At 61.7% G+C, this 16,129-nt stretch carries 16 protein-coding genes; 13 read left to right on the top strand and 3 right to left on the bottom strand.

Going from position 1 to position 16,129, the window contains the following annotated elements; all coding sequences use genetic code 11:
- The first annotated feature begins 2 nt into the window (after nt 1–2).
- The 11 genes from bchY (at nt 3) to pufA (CCR82_RS00365) (ending at nt 8,793) form a co-directional block, all read left to right on the top strand.
- On the top strand, nt 3–1,565 hold the full coding sequence (bchY, locus tag CCR82_RS00415; RefSeq protein ID WP_201243234.1) for a chlorophyllide a reductase subunit Y: 1,563 nt from the start codon (nt 3–5) through the stop codon (nt 1,563–1,565).
- The gene (gene bchZ / locus CCR82_RS00410; protein WP_201243233.1) at nt 1,565–3,034 is read left to right on the top strand and encodes a chlorophyllide a reductase subunit Z; all 1,470 of its coding nucleotides are present in this window, start codon (nt 1,565–1,567) and stop codon (nt 3,032–3,034) included. The genes bchY and bchZ overlap by 1 nt, the downstream gene beginning before the upstream one ends.
- Before the next feature lie 868 nt (nt 3,035–3,902).
- Nucleotides 3,903–4,046 carry a light-harvesting antenna LH1, beta subunit gene (pufB, locus tag CCR82_RS00405; protein WP_201243232.1) on the top strand — a complete coding sequence of 48 codons (144 nt, stop codon included), beginning with the start codon at nt 3,903–3,905 and terminating at the stop codon, nt 4,044–4,046.
- A gap of 96 nt (nt 4,047–4,142) precedes the next feature.
- The gene (pufA, locus tag CCR82_RS00400) at nt 4,143–4,340 is read left to right on the top strand and encodes a light-harvesting antenna LH1, alpha subunit (protein ID WP_201243231.1); all 198 of its coding nucleotides are present in this window, start codon (nt 4,143–4,145) and stop codon (nt 4,338–4,340) included.
- A gap of 111 nt (nt 4,341–4,451) precedes the next feature.
- Nucleotides 4,452–5,276: a photosynthetic reaction center subunit L gene (gene pufL, locus CCR82_RS00395; RefSeq protein ID WP_201243230.1), complete on the top strand. Its 825-nt coding sequence runs from the start codon at nt 4,452–4,454 to the stop codon at nt 5,274–5,276.
- A 12-nt stretch (nt 5,277–5,288) separates the two neighbouring features.
- On the top strand, nt 5,289–6,263 hold the full coding sequence (pufM, locus tag CCR82_RS00390) for a photosynthetic reaction center subunit M (protein WP_201243229.1): 975 nt from the start codon (nt 5,289–5,291) through the stop codon (nt 6,261–6,263).
- Nucleotides 6,264–6,283: 20 nt separating this feature from the next.
- A complete protein-coding gene (gene pufC / locus CCR82_RS00385) occupies nt 6,284–7,702 on the top strand; it encodes a photosynthetic reaction center cytochrome PufC (protein ID WP_338073057.1) in 1,419 nt (472 codons plus the stop codon).
- 88 nt (nt 7,703–7,790) lie between these two features.
- The gene (gene pufB, locus CCR82_RS00380; protein ID WP_201243227.1) at nt 7,791–7,934 is read left to right on the top strand and encodes a light-harvesting antenna LH1, beta subunit; all 144 of its coding nucleotides are present in this window, start codon (nt 7,791–7,793) and stop codon (nt 7,932–7,934) included.
- Nucleotides 7,935–8,017: 83 nt separating this feature from the next.
- On the top strand, nt 8,018–8,209 hold the full coding sequence (gene pufA / locus CCR82_RS00375; protein WP_201243226.1) for a light-harvesting antenna LH1, alpha subunit: 192 nt from the start codon (nt 8,018–8,020) through the stop codon (nt 8,207–8,209).
- 173 nt (nt 8,210–8,382) lie between these two features.
- A complete protein-coding gene (pufB, locus tag CCR82_RS00370; protein WP_201243225.1) occupies nt 8,383–8,526 on the top strand; it encodes a light-harvesting antenna LH1, beta subunit in 144 nt (47 codons plus the stop codon).
- An 87-nt stretch (nt 8,527–8,613) separates the two neighbouring features.
- On the top strand, nt 8,614–8,793 hold the full coding sequence (gene pufA / locus CCR82_RS00365; RefSeq protein WP_201243224.1) for a light-harvesting antenna LH1, alpha subunit: 180 nt from the start codon (nt 8,614–8,616) through the stop codon (nt 8,791–8,793).
- Between the two features lie 113 nt (nt 8,794–8,906).
- Here the strand turns inward: pufA (CCR82_RS00365) and CCR82_RS00360 are convergent, their stop codons facing one another.
- The 3 genes from CCR82_RS00360 to CCR82_RS00350 form a co-directional block, all read right to left on the bottom strand.
- Nucleotides 8,907–9,200 carry a hypothetical protein gene (locus CCR82_RS00360; protein WP_201243223.1) on the bottom strand — a complete coding sequence of 98 codons (294 nt, stop codon included), beginning with the start codon at nt 9,198–9,200 and terminating at the stop codon, nt 8,907–8,909.
- A gap of 12 nt (nt 9,201–9,212) precedes the next feature.
- A complete protein-coding gene (locus CCR82_RS00355; RefSeq protein WP_201243222.1) occupies nt 9,213–10,028 on the bottom strand; it encodes an undecaprenyl-diphosphate phosphatase in 816 nt (271 codons plus the stop codon).
- 63 nt (nt 10,029–10,091) lie between these two features.
- Nucleotides 10,092–11,261, bottom strand: a complete 1,170-nt coding sequence (locus tag CCR82_RS00350; protein ID WP_201243221.1) for an alkaline phosphatase family protein — start codon at nt 11,259–11,261, stop codon at nt 10,092–10,094.
- 182 nt (nt 11,262–11,443) lie between these two features.
- On the opposite strand from CCR82_RS00350, the gene uvrC reads away from it, so the two are divergent.
- Complete coding sequence (gene uvrC / locus CCR82_RS00345) at nt 11,444–13,306, top strand: excinuclease ABC subunit UvrC (RefSeq protein WP_201243220.1); 1,863 nt, start codon at nt 11,444–11,446, stop codon at nt 13,304–13,306.
- A 182-nt stretch (nt 13,307–13,488) separates the two neighbouring features.
- Complete coding sequence (gene gyrA / locus CCR82_RS00340; RefSeq protein WP_201243219.1) at nt 13,489–16,107, top strand: DNA gyrase subunit A; 2,619 nt, start codon at nt 13,489–13,491, stop codon at nt 16,105–16,107.
- Nucleotides 16,108–16,129 lie beyond the last annotated feature (22 nt).

Raw genomic sequence — 16,129 nt, 5'->3', positions numbered from 1 at the left:
CGATGCCATCCGTGCCCCCGCAAGCCACTCCAGAACACTCTTCGGCCTCACTGTCGAGCGACGATGCAGCACTCGGCGGCGAGGCCCGGGGCTGCCACGCCGGCAGCGATGAATTGCGCCGAGCCGCGGAAGCGGCGGGTAAGAGCGAAGTGCTCGAGCGCTTGGCGACCGACTATCCCACCGGACCCCATGATCAGCCCCAAACCATGTGTCCGGCCTTTGGGTCTTTGCGCGTCGGTCTGCGTATGCGTCGCACCGCCTCCGTCCTCTGCGGCTCGGCCTGCTGTGTCTATGGGCTGAGCTTCACCTCGCACTTCTATGGTGCGCGGCGCAGCGTCGGCTATGTCCCCTTCGATTCCGAGACGCTGGTCACCGGCAAGCTGTTCGAGGATGTGCGCGAGGCCGTCCAGCAGCTCTCTGATCCAGACAAGTACGACGCCGTGGTGGTGATGAACCTGTGCGTGCCGACCGCCTCGGGGGTGCCGCTGCGCTTGCTGCCGAAGGCGCAGAATGGCGTGCGCATCATCGGCATCGACGTCCCAGGGTTCGGGGTGCCCACGCATGCCGAGGCCAAGGATGTGCTGGCTAGCGCCATGTTGCGCTATGCGCGCGGCGAGGCCGAGCAGGGCCCGGTACAGGCGCCGCGCGGCGGGCGCAGCGAGCAGCCGACGGTGACGCTGCTCGGCGAGATGTTCCCAGCCGATCCGGTCGGCATCGGCGCCCTGCTCGCGCCGCTGGGGCTGGCCACCGGGCCGGTGGTGCCGACGCGCGAGTGGCGGGAACTCTATGCCGCGCTCGACTGCGCCGCCGTCGCCGCCATCCATCCCTATTACACCGCGTCGATCCGCGAGTTCCAGCAGGCCGGGCGCGCCGTGGTCGGCTCGGCGCCGGTGGGCTACGATGGCACCGCCGCCTGGCTCGAGGCCATCGGCAAGGCCTGCAACGTCGCCGAGGACAGGATCGCCACGGCCAAGAATACCTTCCTGCCCGCGATCCAAGGGGCCATGGCGAAGGCGCCGATCGATGGCACCATCATCGTCTCCGGCTACGAGGGCTCGGAGCTGCTGGTCGCGCGCCTGCTGATCGAGAGCGGGGCACGGGTGCCCTATGTCGGCACCGCCACGCCGCGCACACCCTGGTCCGAGGCCGATCGCGACTGGCTCGAAGCCAAGGGCGTGGTGGTCCAGTTCCGCGCCACGCTGGAGCAGGACAAGGCGGCGGTCGATGCGGTGAAGCCGGATCTGGCCATCGGCACCACGCCGGTCGTGCAGCATGCGAAGGAGCAGTCGATCCCGGCGCTCTATTTCACCAATCTGATCTCGGCGCGGCCGCTGATGGGGCCGGCCGGGGCGGGTTCGCTCGCGCAGGTGGTCAATGCCGCGCTCGCCAACCAGGCGCGTTTCGACAAGATGACGGCGTTCTTCGCCGGGGTCGGTGAGGGCGACACCGCCGGGGTCTGGGATCAGCAGCCGGCCCCGCGACCACGTCCAGCCGTGAAGAAACCAGCGAAGAAGCCGGGTAACCAGCCCACGCCTAAGACCGCCCACCCGGGAGGTCAGGGCTGATGCTGATCCAGGATCTCGATCGCGCGGGCGGCTACTGGGGCTCGGTCTATGTGTTCACGGCGGTCAAGGGCCTGTCGGTGATCATCGACGGGCCGGTCGGTTGTGAAAATCTGCCGGTCACTGCGGTGTTGCATTACACCGATGCGCTGCCGCCGCATGAACTGCCGGTGGTGGTCACCGGGCTCGGCGAGCAGGAGCTGGGGCAGGATGGCACCGAGAACGCCATGCGGCGTGCCTTCTCGACCCTCGATCCCGAGCAGCCGGCAGTGGTCGTCACCGGCAGCATCGCCGAGATGATCGGCGGCGGGGTGACGCCTTCCGGCACGCCGATCCAGCGCTTCCTGCCGCGCACCATCGACGAGGATCAGTGGCAGAGCGCCGATCGCGCCATCGTCTGGCTGTGGCATCAATATGGCGCTGCCGGCGCGAAGCGGCGGGCCAAGACGGCGAAGGCGAGGGCGCGCAAGGAAGGCGACAAGCCACTGGTCAATCTCATCGGCCCGATCTACGGGATGTTCAACACCTGGTCGGATCTCGCCGAGATCCGGCGGCTGATCGAGGGCATCGGCGCCGAGGTCAACCTGACCTTCCCGCTCGGCACCCACCTCGACGATGTGCCGCGCCTGGCCGATGCCGAGGTCAATGTCTGCCTCTACCGCGAGTTTGGCCGCAAGCTGTGCGAGGCGCTCGAGAAGCCCTATCTGCAGGCGCCGATCGGATTGCACAGCACGACGAACTTCCTGCGTGCACTCGGTGAGCTGCTCGGGCTCGACCCGGAGCCCTTCATCGAGCGTGAGAAGCACACCACGATCAAGCCGATCTGGGATCTGTGGCGCTCGGTGACGCAAGATTTCTTTGGCACCGCCAGCTTCGGCATCGCCGCGACCGAGACCTATACCCGTGGCGTGCGCCATTTCCTCGAGGATGAGATGGGGCTGCCTTGCAACTTCGCCGTCCCACGTCGACCGGGGAAGAAACCGGATAACGATGCGGTGCGCGAGGCCGTGCACGGGCAGACACCGCTGATCCTGTTCGGCGGCTACAACGAGCGCATGTATCTGGCCGAGATCGGCGGGCGCGCGGCGTTTATCCCGGCCTCGCTGCCTGGGACTATTATTCGGCGCCACACCGGCACGCCGTTCATGGGCTACTCGGGGGCGACCTACCTGATCCAGGAGGTCTGTAACGCGCTCTTCGACGCGTTGTTCAATATCCTGCCGCTCGGCACCGACCTCGATCAGGTCGAGGCGACACCGTCCCGGATGCACCGGGAACTGCCTTGGGACACGGATGCGCAACGCTTGCTCGACGAGATCCTCGAGGCGACCCCGGTCCTGACCCGCATCTCGGCTGCCAAGCGGTTGCGTGACGCGGCCGAGCGCGCGGCCCGATTGGCCGGTGAAGATCGCGTCACCACGGCCACGCTGCGTGCAACCAAGGAGCAGCTCGCACGCGGCTCTGTCGCCTAAGACGCGCGCGCCACCGCGGTTTGCGGTGGCCTACAGCCTCTACTCCTAGCCATCTCGCTTCTTAGTGGCTGCGCCTCTGCCCCTTGCTCACACGCTGTCCTCTCTCGGCTCATCCTTGGGCCGGGTAGGGCGGCTGCACGCCTTGGGCTTGGCCCAAGCTGAATGCTTCCGGCGCGATCTATCGCCTTAGGCGCTGACGCGCCTCCCGCCAGGCTCTCCTTTAACGCGCTACTAGCTCTTGGGCTGGGCTTGGCTCACCACCCCCTCCCCCCTCATTTCCTGTGATAGGTCAATCAGAACGGCCATGCCAACCTATGTTGACGGTCGATGTGTAAATTAGTCTTGACATATGGCGTGGTCAGGCTAGACTGACACTTAACTTCTAGGGTTCCTGTAGCCGATCGAAACCAGGGCCCATCCGAACCGCCTAGAGCTAATACTGATTGCACGCACCCCATGAATGCCGCTTCCGACATGCCCACCCTAGCCGCCGCTTTCGAGCAGGCACGGCGACTCGCGGTCCGACCCCGCTGGGCATTGATCCCGACGGGCGATGCGGGCTGTAACGAAGAGCGCGCCGCGAACGCTGGTGGAGCGGATAGACAGCGGCTTGATGGATGGAGCGCAGAGCGTGAGACCAAAGGACTTATTGATGCGTGGACTGGCTGCTCAATGCGCCATCCACGCTCCCCATTCGGGCTTGCACGATGCCGGGCTGATGCCTCTGTCGTGAGAGCCGAGCAGGTGTCCGCGATTCGTGGATACATGCAAGCGCTGCGGCAAAAGCAGCCACGGCGTTTTCCTGGTGACGCATACGTTATGCGCCAAAGGCCAAATGGCCAAGTCAGCTGAACCGGAGGGTAACCCCATGGCAGACAACAAGAGTTTGACCGGATTGACGGAAGAAGAGGCTCAAGAGTTCCACGGCATCTTCATGTCTAGCATGACCGCCTTTTTTGGTGTGGTCGTTCTCGCGCATGTGTTGGCCTGGTTGTGGCGTCCCTGGCTGTAAGCCGGTCCCGTCGCGATAAAAAACCGAATTGGGATCATTGCGTGCTCAGGCAACCTCTGATCCATGCCTTCTAAGCGAATACTGGAGAATTAAGCAATGAACGAAAAGCTTTACAAAATCTGGCTGTTGGTTCAGCCCACGACGGCGTTGACGGCTCTGGGCGTGTTCCTGATCGTCCTTGGGCTAGCGATCCATATGATCTTACTCAGCACCAGCGACTTCAACTGGCTCGAAGACGGTATCCCGGCCGTTGAAGGTGTACAGACTGCTCAGGTCGTCCCGCAGCAGATGTAACAGGGCCTATCGGATGACGGCAGCGCGGATGCCCGCATGGCACCGCCTGCCGCCGATCTTGCTACGAGGAGGGCGTTTTCACGCGTGCCTCCCCAGCAGAGGAAATCTTCAATGGCCATGCTGAGTTTCGAGAAAAAATACCGTGTTCGTGGCGGTACCTTGCTCGGGGGGGATTTGTTTGACTTTTGGGTGGGGCCGTTCTATGTCGGCTTCTTCGGAGTCTCAACAATCTTCTTCGCGACGCTGGGTACCCTGCTAATCATCTGGGGCGCGGCCATGGGCCCGACCTGGAATCCTTGGCAAATCTCTATTGCCCCGCCGGATTTGAGCTATGGGCTCAATATGGCGCCGCTCACGGAAGGTGGCTTGTGGCAATTCATTACGTTCTGTGCGATTGGCGCCTTTGTTTCTTGGGCGCTACGTCAAGCTGAAATTGCTCGCAAGCTCGGGATGGGACTGCATGTTCCAATCGCCTTTGGCTTTGCGATCCTTGCCTATGTCACGCTGGTTGTGATTCGGCCGGTGCTGCTCGGTGCATGGGGCCATGGCTTCCCTTATGGCATCTTCAGCCACCTCGACTGGGTGTCGAATGTGGGCTACCAATACCTGCACTTCCACTACAACCCGGCCCACATGCTGGCGATTACGTTCTTCTTCACCAACGCGCTTGCGCTGGCCCTTCACGGTTCGTTGATCCTCTCGATGACGAATCCGGCAAAGGGTGAGCCAGTGAAGACGGGTGAGCATGAGAACACCTTCTTTCGCGACCTCGTCGGTTACTCCATCGGCGCGCTGGGCATCCACCGCCTGGGTCTGTTCCTTGCGATCAATGCGGCCTTCTGGAGTGCCGTGTGTATCGTGATCAGCGGCCCATTCTGGACGCGTGGCTGGCCAGAGTGGTGGAACTGGTGGCTCGAGTTGCCGTTCTGGTCATAAGAGGACACCAACATGGCTGAGTATCAAAACATTTTTACGCGGGTACAGGTCCGCGAGCCGGCTTTCCCCGGTGTTGACCTGCCGCCCGGTAGTCTGCCGCGGCTCGGTAAGCCAATCTTCAGTTATTGGATTGGCAAGATCGGTGACGCGCAGATCGGTCCGATCTATCTGGGTTTCGCCGGCGTGGCATCGTTGGTCTGTGGCTTTATCGCCATCGAGATCATCGGCTTCAATATGCTGGCGTCGGTCAACTGGAGCCCGATTGAGTTCCTCAAGAACTTCTTTTGGCTCGCGCTTGAGCCGCCACCGCCGGCCTACGGGCTGAGTATCCCACCCTTGGGTGATGGTGGATGGTGGCTGATGGCTGGTTTCTTCCTGACCGCCTCGATCATTCTCTGGTGGGTCAGGACGTACCAACGGGCGATTGACCTCGGTACGGGCACGCATGTTGCCTGGGCCTTTGCCGCCGCGATCTTCTTCTACCTGACGCTTGGTTTCATTCGCCCAGTGTTGATGGGGAGCTGGGGTGAAGCGGTTCCGTTCGGCATCTTCCCGCACCTTGATTGGACCGCGGCGATCTCGATCCGGTACGGCAATTTCTACTACAACCCGTTCCATGCGCTCTCCATTGCTTTCCTGTATGGCTCAGCGGTGCTGTTTGCCATGCACGGCGGCACCATCCTAGGTGTGTCGCGCTACGGTGGCGATCGTGAAATCGATCAGATCACCAGTCGCGGTACCGCGGCTGAGCGGGCCATGTTGTTCTGGCGCTGGACCATGGGCTTTAACGCCACCATGGAATCCATCCATCGTTGGGCTTGGTGGTTCGCTGTTCTGACGGTCATTACCGCGGGTCTCGGCATTCTGCTGACGGGCACGGTGGTCGAGAACTGGTATCTCTGGGGTATTAAGCACGGCATTGTGCCTCCTTATCCATCAGAGATGACGATTCAGGATCCGGCCCTGCTGCAGGGGGTATCGCAATGAAGATCCTAAACCGTAAGACGGTGATCCTCGCGGCCTTGGGTGCTTCGGCAATCCTGACCGGATGCGAGGCACCACCTCCCGAAACCATCCAGAACGGCTACCGTGGGCTGCAGATGCAGACCAACTATAACCCGAAGCTGCTGAAAGAATCGCTGGAGGCCAATGTGCCACCAGAAGCGATTCCGCCCGCCGCCGAAGGTGGTCCGCTCGCGAAGGATGTGTACAAGAACGTCCAGGTGCTGGGTGGCCTCACGGTCAATGAGTTCAACCGCTTGATGGTTGCACTGACCAATTGGGTTGCTCCCGAGGAAGGCTGCTACTACTGCCACGTCAATGATGCTGGGTTCGAGGAAGACGGGATCTACACCAAGATCGCCTCGCGCAAGATGTTGCAGATGACGCAGGATACCAACGCGAACTGGAAAGACCATGTCGCGGATACCGGTATCACCTGTTACACCTGCCATCGTGGCAATCCGGTCCCTGAGTATGTCTGGGTTACCGATCCAGGTCCGGGTCAGCCGACGGCCTTGGCGCCGAAGGGTCAGAATATTGCCTCGTCGACCGTGGCCTATGCATCGCTGCCCTATGACCCGTTCACGCCCTTCCTGCTGCAAGACAACGAGATTCGCATCATTGGCGATACCGCGCTGCCGCAAGGGAATCGGCGTTCGATCAAGCAGGCGGAATGGACCTATGGCTTGATGATGCACATGTCCGATGCACTTGGCGTTAACTGCACCTATTGCCATAACTCACGTTCGTTCTACTCTTGGGATCAGAGTACGCCTCAGCGTACCACCGCTTGGTACGCGCTCCGCCACGTCAGAGAGCTGAACAACGATTGGGTTGTGCCGCTAACCGATGTCTTGCCGGATTCGCGTAAAGGACCTTTGGGTGACGTCTATAAGGTGTACTGCACGACCTGCCATCAGGGCGCTTATAAGCCGCTCTATGGTGCGCCGATGGTGAAGGATTATCCATCCCTGCAGGGGCCGGTCCCCGAGGGTGGACTAGCCGCCGCCAAGGCTGCCGAGGAGACCGCGGAAGCAGAAGCCGCACCGGCCGAGGAACCTGCATCAGCGGAAGCCGCACCAGCTGAGGAGGCAACCGAGGAAGCCGCACCGACTGAGGAAGCAACCCAAGAAGCTGCACCAGCGGACGCTGCACCAGCTACTGAGGAAGCAACCGAGGAAGCTGCTCCTAAGGACGCTGCACCAGCTGAGGACGCTGCACCAGCTGAGGCTGCGGCGGCGGCGACCGATGAGCAAGCAGAGGCACAGGCCGAGGAATCGGCACCAGCGGCTGAGGCGCAGGGTAAAGCCAAAGCGCAGCAGCAGCCACAACAGCATCCGCCGCGGCTGCAATATCCGCCGCCGTCGATGATGCGTTATCCGCCGGCTCCGCTGCAGTATCCGCCGGCACCACAGACTCGGTAGGAATATCCAGGGTGATGGATCACCCCGCCCAGTTGGGCGGAACCAATGACCGAAAGGTCAAACCTGAAAAACGACAGAGGTGATTTCCATGGCTGATAACAAGAGCCTGACGGGCCTGACCGAAGAGGAAGCCCAAGAGTTCCATCAGATCTTTATGTCTAGCATGACCGGCTTCTTTGGCGTCGTCGTTCTTGCTCACGTACTGGCATGGCTTTGGCGTCCTTGGCTGTAAGCCAGAACTGTTTAGGCTGAGTCATATTATGGTGTGAAAGCCCCGTCCAAGACGCGCTTTCACACCCCACTAGGAGACATTCCATGCATCGTATTTGGCAGCTTTTTGATCCGCGCCGAAGCCTGATCGCGCTGTTCAGCTTCCTATTCGTGTTGGCTTTGCTGATTCACTTTATCCTGTTGGCGTCTCCGGATTTCAACTGGCTTGGAGGTGATTCGGTCCAAGCGCCTGCTTCGAACATGTCGGCCATGCCAGCGGCTCGGACGATGAACTGAAGTGACGTGATCGATAACAGCCATTCATTGGCTGTTATCGAGGCACCAGCTGTTGGTGCGTGCCGACACCGAGTGAACCACTGGGTGTGGCAAGCCCGAAAGGGCAACCCCGCCGCGGGGGTGTACGCGGTCAATGGCCGAGAGGCCCTTTTAGTAAACCGGAGGTTGAATCCATGGCTGATCCTAAAAGCCTGACCGGACTGACCGAAGAAGAAGCCCAGGAGTTCCACGGCATCTTCATGTCCAGCATGACCGCCTTTTTTGGTGTGGTCGTTCTCGCGCACGTGCTGGCTTGGATCTGGCGCCCCTGGCTGTAAGGGCTGACGCGCTTGCGAACCCGACATCGCGAGCACTCTTTTCCATGGTGCTCCGAGTCATAGCGATTAACGCAGAGGAATCTCACAATGCATAAGCTCTGGCAAATCTTCGATCCGCGCCGCACCCTAGTGGCCATCTTTATCTTCCTGTTCATCCTGGGCCTGTTGATCCACTTCATCCTGCTCAGCACTGCGGATTTCAACTGGCTCGGCGATGGCATTCCAGCTGTCAGCCAGGTGGTTTCGCAGCAGATCGGCCTCGTTTAGCGTTTGAGGCATACCATCCCGGGATGGCCTCGCTGGGTCCTCCCCGCCTAGTTGCGGGTGACCCAGCGCAGCGCGCAAAAAGCAGCCGAATGGCTGCTTTTTTTATGGGTGAATTAGTTTTTTTGCTGATTCTCGGGTGCTCGCCTAGGCCAACGCCCAGCTAGATCGACGAGATGCGCTAGCAAAGCGAGCCCGAGTGGTAAGGCGATGAGCCCCCAGCCCAGATCGGCGATGGCGGCGCGCAGGCTGAGGAGCAACAGAAACCCGGCCACCAGGTTGGGTAACAGCGTCATTAATCTGGGCGTACGGTTGGTGATGCGGTGGGCGAGGGCCAGCACGGCCATCTCAAGCAGTACGAGCATCAAGATGATGTCGATGATCTTGCCGGAGGTGAAGAGTTCAGCCATACGCGAATCCTCTTAAAACAAGATGATCCAGTAGATCAGCAGTCCTAGGATGAGGCGATAGAGCACGAAGGGAAGCATGCTCATGCGCTCGATATAGCGCAGGAAGACAGAGATGGTCAGATAGGCAACGATGAACGAGAGAAAGGTTCCTAACCACAGTTCGCCCCACGCGACTGGGACGGGTGAGGCAATGAGATGGTGCGTCTCCATGAGTCCCGCAATCAGGATGGTCGGGATCGACAACAAGAAAGAGAAGCGTGAGGCGGCCTTACGCGTCAGGCCGAGGAAGAGCCCAGCGGTCATAGTGATGCCGGAGCGCGAGGTGCCAGGGATGATCGCGATGGCCTGGAATAGCCCGATCAGCAGTGCGGTTCCCCAACCTAGGTGATATTCGTCGCGTCTGCGCTTGCCAACCCCGTCGGCGAGCCAGAGCAGTAGTCCGAAACCGACCGTGGTGCTTGCAATCACTAACGCCACAAGTTGAGGGTCGCCGCGGATGAACTCGAGGAGGGACTTCAGCGGAAACCCCAACACCAGGATCGGCAGGGTTGCGAGCAGGAGCATCCACCCCAACTGCGCATTGGGATTGACGAGCGAGCGGTGGCGGATCGAGCCTCCGATCGCGAGCGTCATGGTCAGCAATTCGTGCCGGAAATAGAGCACCACCGCGGCGAGCGTGCCAAGGTGGACGGCGACATCGAAGGCCAGGCTTTGCAACGCATAGCCGAGGAGGCCCGGCGTGAGGATCAGATGACCTGAGCTTGAGATGGGTAGGAATTCGGTGAAGCCCTGCACGGAGGCGAGCAGAAGGATCTGGACGGCATCCATTCGTGGGTCCTTAACAGCGGCCAAGAAGGTGGCGGAGACGTGCGCGAGTATAAGCCTGCTGGGTTACAACTCGAAGTCGCACAGCGGTACCATCAGCTCGGCCGGACTCAGGCCGCCGTGCACGCCGATCTGCTTGAACGGCTGATCGCCGAACAGTTGTTGATGGAGGACGGTTTGGTCGCGCGCGATCAGGCAGTAATCTCCGATACGTGCTCGCAGTCGTGGATGGGGCTGGCCATGCCCGAAGAGACCGCGCTCGATGAGCGTCTCACTGCGGAACAGCTCGAAATCCGCGCCCAGCTGATCGATGCAAAGACGTTCGAAGCGCTCGGCGCAATCCGGGCGGATGTAGCAATAGACCGCGCGCGGCTCACCGCAGAGCGGGATATGTAAACAGTCGGCGAGTTCCGGTAAGCCGTCAAGCTCGTGGATTTGGCTTGGCTTGACATCTCGCTGGCCATGATCGGCGCAGAGCAACAGCAGGCTGTCTGTGCCCGCGAGCCGCTGCTGCAACTCGCTGAGTGCGTGCTCGATGGCGTCGAGATGGGCCAGTGCTTCAGGGCTCTCGATACCGTGCTCATGGCCTATCGCATCGAGACCTGGCCAATACGCGTAGACGGTCGTCGGTACCCGAGCCCGTTTCAGCGCCTTGGCGAGGGCACTAAACAACCCATCGAGTCCCTCGTACGACTGTAGATTGGCCGGCCCAAGATGGGCCAGATTGTAGTCCGAGCGCGCGATCTTGCGCGGTGACACCATCACCGAGGGCGTGTACAGGGCGGCGAACAGCGAGCGGTGGCCATAGAGTTGCCGTGGATCGATGCCCGCCTGTTTGTAGCCGCTGCCACCGTGCCTCGGGGTGCCGGGCAGCACCGCGAGTACGGAGCCGAGTTCTTCCAGCCACATGTGCCAGCCGGTCATGCCATGTTGCTGCGGTGCATCGCCGGTGAGGTAGGTTGTGATCGCCGAGGCGGTGGTGGGCGGGAACACCGAGGTCAGTGCGCCGAGCCGGTGTCGCGCTAAGGGGCCGTGCGGTGCGTGCCGTTGTAGCCACTCGTCGCCGAGCCCATCGATGACCAACAGTACGACATGTCGGGCCTTGGCGATCTCAGTCGCTGGCAGCAGTGTAGCCTCGGGATAGGGCTCGGCATCGGGGGACTGCTGCCCACGGGCACGGATCAGCGACTGCATCAGGTTGACGATGCTGCCGCCTTGATAGTCTGGGTATTGCATCCAAGCAGGATACGGGAGCCGTTCGTTGGCGACCAGTTTCGTTGCCAGTCTCGCTTCGATTCTCGCCGCCAGCGAAGGCCCTGCCTCGTCTTGGCGGTGCCGGTATACTCGCGAGCCCAGTGCCATTGCGCCTCCGTCTACCAGCGCCGCATCCATCCTTGGGGATTCAGGCCCTGCTCCTTATGTCGTCCTTCGATCATCGCGCCAAACTGCCGCAGATCCCGACCGAACCAGGCGTGTACCGCATGCTCGATGCGGACGGCACGCCACTCTACGTCGGCAAGGCCAAGAACTTGAAACGCCGGGTCAGCAGCTACTTTGGGCGTGCACTCAATCGTCGACTACAGCTCATGGTCGCGCAGATCGCTGATATCCAGGTCACGGTGACCCGCACTGAGGGCGAGGCGCTACTGCTCGAGAGCGATCTGATCAAGACCCATCGGCCGCGCTTCAATGTGCTGCTGCGCGATGACAAGAGCTATCCGTACATCTATCTCAGTACCCAGGATGCGTTTCCGCGCCTGTCGTTCTATCGCGGCCCGCGCAAGGGCGAGGGGCGCTACTTCGGCCCCTATCCGAGCGCATGGGCGGTGCGTGAGACGCTGCACCTGCTGCAGAAGCTGTTCCCGGTGCGTCAATGCCGCGACAGCTTCTACCAAAGCCGGACCCGCGCCTGTCTGCAATATCAGATCAAACGCTGTACCGGTCCCTGTGTCGACTTAATCAGCCCGCAAGACTATGCGGTCGATGTCGCGCATACCATTAAGTTCCTGGAGGGGCGCACCGGCGAGGTTATCGCCGAGCTTGGCGAACGCATGGAACAGGCCGCAGAGGCGCTGGAGTTCGAGCGCGCGGCGGTGCTACGTGATCAGATTGTCACCCTACAGCGGATACAACAGCGTCAGTATGTGACCGCAGATGGCGGCGATGTTGACATCATCGCCGCGGTCGAGGAGGCCGGTACCGTCTGCATACAGGTCTTCTTCATTCGCGCCGGGCGCAATCTGGGCAACAAGGCTTTTTTCCCACAAGTGCCGACGGATGCGGATCAGGCGGCGGTGCTCGCGGGCTTTCTGGCGCAATTCTACGTCGACAAGGAGATCCCTCCTGAGGTGCTGCTCAATGCCGAGCCGGACGAGGCCGCGTTCCTGAGCGCCGCGCTGAGTGAGCGTGCTGAGCAGCGGGTTGCGCTCAAGCATCGGCTGCGCGGCGAACGCGCGCGCTGGGTCGAGATGGCGGTCAATAATGCCGCCCTGGCGCTGAAGACGAGGCTCGGCAGTCGCGCCGGTTACACACGCCGGTTGGAGGCACTGCGCGATCTCCTCGACCTCGAGGACCTGCCGCGTCGCATGGAATGCTTCGATATCAGCCATACCCAGGGTGAGCTGACGGTCGCCTCCTGTGTCGTTTTCGACGACGAGGGGCCACGCAAGTCGGACTATCGCCGCTTCAATATCGAGGGCATCACCCAGGGCGATGATTATGCGGCGCTCGAGCAGGCGCTGCTGCGGCGTTATCGTCGGGTTCAGACCGGCGAAGTCCCGTTGCCGGATCTGCTCTTCATTGACGGCGGCAAGGGACAGCTTGGCGCGGTCGCCGGCGTGCTTGACGGCCTTGGCATCGACGGGGTCAAACTGATTGGCGTGTCCAAGGGCCCGGATCGCAAGGCCGGGGCCGAGCAGCTGTGGCTCGCTGAGGGGGCAAGCGAACTTCTGGACGAGGGGCAGGGCAAGGGTGGAGCGCCGATCATCGCTGGTGCCGATTCGCCAGCGCTGCATCTGGTGCAGCAGATCCGCGACGAGGCGCATCGCTTTGCGATTACCGGTCATCGCCAGCGCCGCGACAAGGCACGCAAGACCTCGACGCTTGAAGACATCCCGGGCGTTGGCCCCAAGCGCCGGCAAAGCCTGCTACGGGCCTTCGGTGGACTGCGCGGGTTGACGCGCGCAGCGCCGGAGGACATTGCTCGGGTTGAGGGGGTGAGCGCAAGACTGGCATGCCAGATCCACGAGGCGTTGCAAGCACAGCACGATTCAGCGCCATGAGAAAAGCCGCTAAGTGATACAATTGGCGGTTTAGCAGACCGCTATGAGCGGTTTGGCCGCGGCCCTGTCCACGGCTATGTGATGACGTCGGCGCCTCAGCCGCGACATATCGATTGGCCTCGGCGCTGCGATCAATCTCCTTGCCGAGCGCCCCACCACATTAAGGATACAAAGATAGAGCGATGGCCGACTTCGCCAAAGAGATCCTCCCGGTTAATCTCGAAGACGAGATGCGCCAGTCCTACCTCGATTACGCGATGAGCGTGATCGTCGGCCGCGCGCTGCCGGATGTGCGCGATGGCCTCAAGCCCGTGCATCGCCGTGTGCTGTTCGCAATGAACGTGCTCGGCAACGACTGGAACAAGCCGTACAAGAAGTCGGCGCGCGTGGTCGGTGACGTCATCGGTAAATACCATCCGCATGGCGACACCGCGGTTTACGACACCATTGTGCGTATGGCGCAGCCGTTCTCGATGCGCCACATGTTGATCGACGGCCAGGGTAACTTCGGCTCGGTCGATGGCGACTCCCCGGCGGCGATGCGCTACACCGAGGTGCGCATGGCGCGCATTGCCCACGCGCTGCTCGATGATCTCGACAAGGAGACGGTCGACTTCATCCCTAACTACGACGAATCCGAGCAGGAGCCGACGGTCCTGCCGGCGCGCTTCCCGAATCTCTTGGTCAATGGCGCCGCTGGCATTGCGGTCGGCATGGCCACCAACATCCCGCCGCACAACCTCGGCGAGATCATCAACGCTTGCCTGGCGATCATCGATGATCCGCTGATCGAGATCGAGCGCTTGATGGACATCGTGCCTGGCCCGGACTTTCCGACCGCGGCCAGTATCAACGGCATTCGTGGCATCCGCGAGGCCTATCGCACCGGCCGCGGGCGTATCCGCCTGCGCGCACGCACCCATCAGGAGACCGAGAAACGCAGCAAACGCGAGGCGATTGTCATCACCGAGCTGCCCTATCAGGTCAACAAGGCGCGCATGCTCGAGAAGATGGCCGAACTAGTGCGCGAGAAGAAGCTCGAGGGCATCGCTGAGTTGCGCGATGAGTCGGACAAGGACGGCATGCGCGTGGTGATCGAGGTCAAGCGCGATCACTATCCGGATGTGGTGCTAAACAACCTCTATCAGCACACCCAGATGCAGACCGTGTTCGGCATCAACATGGTCGCCTTGGTCGATGGTCAGCCGCGCACGCTCAATCTCAAGCAGCTGCTCGAATACTTCCTGCGCCATCGCCGCGATGTCGTCACCCGCCGCACCATCTATGAGCTGCGTAAGGCGCGTGAGCGCGCCCATTTGTTGGAAGGCTACACGGTCGCGCTCGCCAACATCGACGAGGTGATCACGCTGATCAAGGCCTCGGCCAGCCCGGCCGATGCGCGCGAGGGACTGATGGCGCGCGACTGGGCCGCTGGCGAGGTGGCCGGGATGCTCGAGCGCGCGGGCGCCGACGAGACCCGGCCGGATCATCTCGAAGCCGGCTTCGGGCTACGTGACGATGGTCTGTATCGACTTAGCGAGCGCCAAGCGCGAGCAATCCTGGATCTGCAGCTGCAGCGTCTGACCGGGCTCGAGCAAGACAAGATCATCAAGGAATTCGAGGCCATCCTCGAAACCATCGCCGAGTTGCTGGCGATCCTGCGTGATCCGGATCGGCTGATGCAGGTGATCCGCGAGGAATTGACCGCGATTCGCGACCAATACGCCGATGCACGTCGCACCGAGATCACCGAGGATCAGGCCGATATCTCGCTGTTGGACCTGATCGCGCCGGAAGACGTGGTGGTGACGCTCTCGCACGCCGGTTATGTGAAGGCACAGCCGATCGCCGAGTATCAGGCCCAGCGCCGTGGCGGCAAGGGTCGCAGCGCCTCGAATCTGAAGGACGAGGACTTCATCGACCGGCTCTTCGTGGCCAACTCGCACGATACCGTGCTCTGTTTCTCGAGCCACGGTAAGGTCTATTGGCTCAAGGTCTACGAGTTGCCGCAGGCCAGCTACGGTGGGCGCGGGCGGCCGATCGTCAATCTTCTGCCGTTGGAGCAGGGCGAGCGTATTAACGCCACGCTACCGGTGCCCGAGTATCAGGAAGGCAGCTTCGTCTTCATGGCGACCAGCATGGGTACGGTCAAGAAGACGCCGTTGTCGGACTTCTCGCGCCCACTGGCTCGCGGCCTCATCGCCATCGATCTGCACGAGGCTGAGTATCTGATCGGTGTCGCGGTTACTGATGGCCGTCAAGATATGATGCTATTCAGCTCCGCCGGTAAGGCGGTGCGCTTTAACGAATCCGAGGTGCGCTCAATGGGTCGCACCGCACATGGCGTGCGCGGCATCTCGCTTGGCGAAGGCCAGCGCGTGATCTCGCTGTTGGTGGCCGAGCCGGGCACTGTGCTTACCGTCGGCGCCAACGGCCAAGGCAAGCGCACCCCGATCGAGGAGTTCCCGACCAAGGGCCGCGGCACCAAGGGCGTGATCTCGATGCGCATCGGCGAGCGCAATGCCGAGCAGGTCGGCGCGGTACTGGTGCGGCCCGGTGATGAGATCATGCTGATCACCGAAGCCGGCACCCTGGTGCGCACCGGCGTGGATGATATCTCCATCCTCGGTCGCAATACCTGGGGCGTGAAGCTCATCAACCTCGGCGATAACCAACGCTTGGCGGGCCTCGAGCGCATCATCGCCCTCAATGGCGGCGATGATGAAGATGAGGCCAGCGAGGATGACGTTGGTGGAGATGACCCGAGCGGGAACGGCGGTGATGAGAACGCCGGCGACTGACGCGCAGGCACATCCAAATTGA

This window comes from Halochromatium salexigens (assembly GCF_016653295.1).
Lineage (GTDB): Bacteria > Pseudomonadota > Gammaproteobacteria > Chromatiales > Chromatiaceae > Lamprobacter > Lamprobacter salexigens.
The sequence above is the reverse complement of the archived record's forward strand: the minus strand, read 5'-3'. Positions and strand labels throughout refer to the sequence as shown.

Bases quoted from the DNA above. Each gene is read 5' to 3' on its own strand.
- pufM (WP_201243229.1), top strand. From the start codon at position 5,289: ATGGCTGAGTATCAAAACATTTTTACGCGGGTACAGGTCCGCGAGCCG.
- pufA (WP_201243231.1), top strand. From the start codon at position 4,143: ATGAACGAAAAGCTTTACAAAATCTGGCTGTTGGTTCAGCCCACGACG.
- uvrC (WP_201243220.1), top strand. From the start codon at position 11,444: ATGTCGTCCTTCGATCATCGCGCCAAACTGCCGCAGATCCCGACCGAA.
- pufA (WP_201243226.1), top strand. From the start codon at position 8,018: ATGCATCGTATTTGGCAGCTTTTTGATCCGCGCCGAAGCCTGATCGCG.
- gyrA (WP_201243219.1), top strand. From the start codon at position 13,489: ATGGCCGACTTCGCCAAAGAGATCCTCCCGGTTAATCTCGAAGACGAG.
- pufA (WP_201243224.1), top strand. From the start codon at position 8,614: ATGCATAAGCTCTGGCAAATCTTCGATCCGCGCCGCACCCTAGTGGCC.
- CCR82_RS00350 (WP_201243221.1), bottom strand. From the start codon at position 11,261: ATGCAATACCCAGACTATCAAGGCGGCAGCATCGTCAACCTGATGCAG.
- pufB (WP_201243232.1), top strand. From the start codon at position 3,903: ATGGCAGACAACAAGAGTTTGACCGGATTGACGGAAGAAGAGGCTCAA.
- bchY (WP_201243234.1), top strand. From the start codon at position 3: ATGCCATCCGTGCCCCCGCAAGCCACTCCAGAACACTCTTCGGCCTCA.
- pufB (WP_201243225.1), top strand. From the start codon at position 8,383: ATGGCTGATCCTAAAAGCCTGACCGGACTGACCGAAGAAGAAGCCCAG.
- CCR82_RS00355 (WP_201243222.1), bottom strand. From the start codon at position 10,028: ATGGATGCCGTCCAGATCCTTCTGCTCGCCTCCGTGCAGGGCTTCACC.
- pufL (WP_201243230.1), top strand. From the start codon at position 4,452: ATGGCCATGCTGAGTTTCGAGAAAAAATACCGTGTTCGTGGCGGTACC.
- CCR82_RS00360 (WP_201243223.1), bottom strand. From the start codon at position 9,200: ATGGCTGAACTCTTCACCTCCGGCAAGATCATCGACATCATCTTGATG.
- bchZ (WP_201243233.1), top strand. From the start codon at position 1,565: ATGCTGATCCAGGATCTCGATCGCGCGGGCGGCTACTGGGGCTCGGTC.
- pufB (WP_201243227.1), top strand. From the start codon at position 7,791: ATGGCTGATAACAAGAGCCTGACGGGCCTGACCGAAGAGGAAGCCCAA.